Origin of the sequence: Streptomyces sp. NRRL WC-3549 (assembly GCF_000721935.1) — a bacterium.
In the GTDB taxonomy this organism is placed as follows: domain Bacteria; phylum Actinomycetota; class Actinomycetes; order Streptomycetales; family Streptomycetaceae; genus Streptomyces.
Genome location: NZ_KL585383.1, coordinates 96494 through 100284, shown reverse-complemented (window position 1 = coordinate 100284; position 3791 = coordinate 96494). Strand labels below are relative to the sequence as shown.

4 protein-coding genes and 1 pseudogene are annotated in these 3791 nt (G+C 74.5%); 4 read left to right on the top strand and 1 reads right to left on the bottom strand.

Annotated features, from left to right (window positions below):
• The 4 genes and pseudogenes from IH13_RS0102635 to IH13_RS0102625 form a co-directional block, all read left to right on the top strand.
• The coding region (locus tag IH13_RS0102635) for an ADP-ribosylglycohydrolase family protein (protein WP_199814589.1) at positions 1-445 on the top strand (445 nt) is incomplete at its 5' end.
• Positions 446-534: 89 nt separating this feature from the next.
• A pseudogene (locus tag IH13_RS40365) lies at positions 535-1174 on the top strand (DUF4153 domain-containing protein); the annotation flags it as partial.
• A 61-nt stretch (positions 1175-1235) separates the two neighbouring features.
• Positions 1236-1946 carry a ribonuclease HII gene (locus IH13_RS0102630; protein ID WP_031080694.1) on the top strand — a complete coding sequence of 237 codons (711 nt, stop codon included), beginning with the start codon at positions 1236-1238 and terminating at the stop codon, positions 1944-1946.
• A gap of 56 nt (positions 1947-2002) precedes the next feature.
• Positions 2003-2641 (top strand): hypothetical protein, encoded by a 639-nt coding sequence (locus tag IH13_RS0102625; RefSeq protein ID WP_031080692.1) that lies wholly within the window; start codon positions 2003-2005, stop codon positions 2639-2641.
• A gap of 106 nt (positions 2642-2747) precedes the next feature.
• Here the strand turns inward: IH13_RS0102625 and IH13_RS0102620 are convergent, their stop codons facing one another.
• Positions 2748-3389, bottom strand: a complete 642-nt coding sequence (locus IH13_RS0102620) for a hypothetical protein (RefSeq protein WP_031080690.1) — start codon at positions 3387-3389, stop codon at positions 2748-2750.
• Positions 3390-3791 lie beyond the last annotated feature (402 nt).

The window sequence follows — 3791 nt, the reverse complement described above, 5'->3', positions numbered from 1 at the left end:
GGCGGCCGCGGCGCTCGCCGCCGCCCCCACCGGGCCGCCGACGCCCGAGGCGCTGCTCGACGGTGTGGTGGCCCTGGTACCGCGCAGCGCGGTCGGGGCGGGGCTGCGCAGGGCACGCGACATGCTCGACTACCAGGACGCCGGGACGGTCGCCGCGGTCCTCGGCAACGGACGCCGGACGAGCGCGCACGACACCGTGCCGTTCGCCCTCTGGTCGGCGGCGCGCAGCCTCGGCGACTTCCAGGAGGCCTTCTGGGTGACGGCCCAGGCAGGCGGGGACGTGGACACCACCTGCGCGATCGTCGGCGGCGTGGTCGCGTCGGGCGCGGCGGGTGCCCCGCCGGCGGCGTGGCTCGCGGGGACCGAGGAACTGCCCGACTGGCTCCCCGGGGCCGTCGTCCGGCCCGGGACCCGGGGCACGGAGGCCGCGCCGCGTCGCGGCTGACCTCCCCGGGTGCACCGCGCGCCCTGTGACACGGTCCTGCCGCCCAGCGGCTCCCGGAACGGGTGTGTCCCCGGCACGCGGTTGCCCCGCCGACGTTCCGGGCCGTGGTCTGCGCACTCGCCGCCGGTTCGCCCGCCCTGCACGTGCACGGCGGACGTAGCTGGCCGGGTGTCCTGCTGGGCTCCTGGGACTGTTCACCGCGGACGTGGCCGGAGTGCGCTGGGGCGGGCGCGGGGTGCGCGAGCGGGCGGAGGGTTCCCGTGGCCGGATGGGCGCCGCGGTGCGCGGCGCGGCCGTCGCCGTCCGTCCTGCTGGTCGTGTTCGGCGCGCTGTTGGCCGGTGCGGACGCCCCTTGCGGCGCCGGTGCGCCGGGACGCCGTCATCGTGGAGCCGGGACGGGCCCGCAGACGGGCGGAGTGGGCCGTACCGCTGCTCGTGCTCAACCTGCTCTCCGCGGTGTTCCTCGGGCTTCAGCTCGTCGTCCTGCTCGGTGGGTACGACACGGTGCTGGAGGAGACGGGGCTCCCCCCCCCGGCCGCCTACGCGCGCAAGGGGCTTCTGGCAGCTTCTGTGGCCACGGTGCTCACCCTGGCCGTCATCGCGCTTGCCCTGCGCTGGGCGCCGCGCGGCGGGCCGCGGAACCGCACCCTGGTCCGGAGCGTCCTCGGCGTCCTGTGCGTCCTGTGCGTCCTCACGCTCGTCGTCGTGGCGTCGCAGCCGCGCACCCTGCCGTTCAAGGGTGCCCCCGGGGTGTTCTTGGCGCACCCATCGGCGTACCCTGGCAGGCGCCATGCCGTACGAACCACCCACGCACACCGTCGAGCGCTCACTGCGCGCCACTTCCGGTGCCAAGACCGTCGCCGGTGTCGACGAGGTCGGACGCGGTGCGTGGGCGGGCCCCGTGACCGTGTGCGCGGCCGTCACCGGTCTCCGGCGGCCTCCCGAGGGCCTCACCGATTCCAAGCTGATCACCCCCAGGCGCCGTGCCGAACTCGCGCCGCTGCTCGAGGACTGGGTCAGCGGCTTCGGGCTCGGGCACGCCTCACCGCAGGAGATCGACGATCTCGGCATGACCGCCGCACTGCGGCTCGCGGCGGTCAGGGCGCTCGACGCACTGCCCGTCCGGCCGGACGCGGTGATACTCGACGGCAAGCACGACTACCTCGGAGATCCCTGGAAGGTCCGCACGGTGATCAAGGGCGACCAGTCCTGCATCGCCGTGGCAGCGGCCTCGGTGATCGCCAAGGTGCGCCGGGACACGATGATGGCCGAACTCGGCGCGGATTCGGGCCGGTACGCAGACTTCGCCTTCGGCGCGAACGCCGGTTATCCCTCACCGGTGCACCGGGCAGCGCTGGAGGAGTGGGGGCCCACGCCTCATCACCGCCTCAGCTGGTCCTATCTCGACGCGCTGCCCAAGTGGCAGCACCTGAAGAAGGTCCGTTTCTCCGCCGAGGCGGCCGCACTGGAAAGCGGGGGCCAGCTCGGCTTCGATTTCTGATCGCACAGGCGTATCCCATCCGGCGCGCAGTGCCGGCGTTCGACAGACAACCATTCATGCCTCTCATCCCCGAGGAGCCTCCGATTCCCGAGAGTGCCCAGGGTCCCCGCGTTACTCCGGCCGCCGGCCGCACCGCGCCGACCCCCCGCCCCGTACCCGGACCGCGTTCCGCGGCCACGCCGCGTCCCGGACATCCGGGTTCCGGCCCCGCACGGCCCGCGCCCCCGGCGCAGCGCCCGCATCCCGCACCCACCCCGTCCGAGGCGGCCCGCCCGGCCCGGCGTGACCGCCAGGAGAACCGCCCCGCGGGGCAGTTCCAGCTGATCCCCGCCCCCGTGAGCGGCGCGCTCGACGCCGCGGACGAGGCCGTGGACCTCTTGCTGGACTCCGGTCGCGCGCCCGGCGACGTCCTGGTGTTCACCACGGGTGAGCAGCACCCCTGGGCCGTCCACGAACTCTCCTTCGGTGAGAGCGCGTACTGGGCCCAGCACGACGCCGGTGACGACGTCTTCTTCGCCCACATCTCCGACGCCGAGCGCTGCAAGCGGCGTTCGGTCGTCGTCGTGGCCGTCGACAGCGACATCGACGACGGCACCGCCCGTGCGCTGGCGGTCGCCCGCAAGCGGGCGGACGCGCTGCTGATCGTGTGCGGGGACCCGCAGAAGATCAACGCCGCGCTCGGCGCCGGCGTCTGAACGACCCACCCGGTCCCGGGGTGTCCGCAAGGGCGCCCCGGGACTTCCGCGTCCGGGAGCGCACACAGCGGAGCCGCCCCGGGCTCCCGGGGCCCCGGCGCACGGCTCACCGGGCCGCGGCCCGCCTCAAGGCCTCCGACGCACCGCCGCCGCTGCGCACGGGCCCCGGATCCTCCTCGGCCGCCAGGTCCGCGAGGGAGGCCGGCTCGGACAGCGAACCGGGTCTCCGGCCGCCCCTGCCCTCACCCATGACCTGCCAGCCGCCCCGCGTGAGCGTGATGTACGCCCCGCAGCGCAGGCCGTGCAGGGTGCAGGCGTCCCGCAGGCCCCACATCCACGCCCCGTCCTCCTCCGTCCACCGCTCGTCCCCTTCGCGGCAGTAGAGCAGCACGGCCGTACGCACCGGGGTGCGGCGGCGCAGGTCGTGCGGGACGACGCGGCGCAGGTGGGCCAGGAGCGCGTTGCGGAACTCCCAGCCGTCCGCGGCCACCGTCGTCCGGCGGGTGAACGAGGCGCTGGCCGTGAGCCGTTGCTCGTGGTCCAGGACGGCGACGACCGCCGTCGTCGGAGTGGGCCGGTGCCGTGCGTGCAGCCCGCTGACCACCTCACGCGGACTGCGCAACAGGGGTATCCCGGTGGCGGCCCACTCGGCGGGTTCCAGCATGCGGGCCAGGTTGTTGACGGAGCCCGCGGACACCGGGGACGCGGACAGCGACGTGGCTGCGGACGGAGCGAATCCGAAGGTCATGGTCCTCCCTTCGCTACGCGCCCACGGTGCGGGCAGGATCGAGTGAGGGCGCGCCGCGGCACAGCCCTTCCGGGCCCGCGAAGAAGACCGTGCGGGGAGCGAGTCCAATTCTTCCTGTCGCACCGGCAGGCGGCAACGAGCAATTGATGCGGCTGACGGGTATCAGGCGGAATGACACGGATATCCCTTCGCTATCCTGCCCGTTCCCCGGGGCCGTCAAGCCCGGGGAACCCCCTGGAACGGCGAGAACCGGCCGCCGACGCCCCGCACGTCGTCGTGGGGATCGGGCCGGAGCCGGCGACTGTTCGCGGGAACCGCCGCACCGGCGTTTCCGCCCCGTACGCCTTGTCGACGGGTGCGGCGGGTGCGAGGTCCAGGGCAACGGCGGGTGCTGCTCCCACG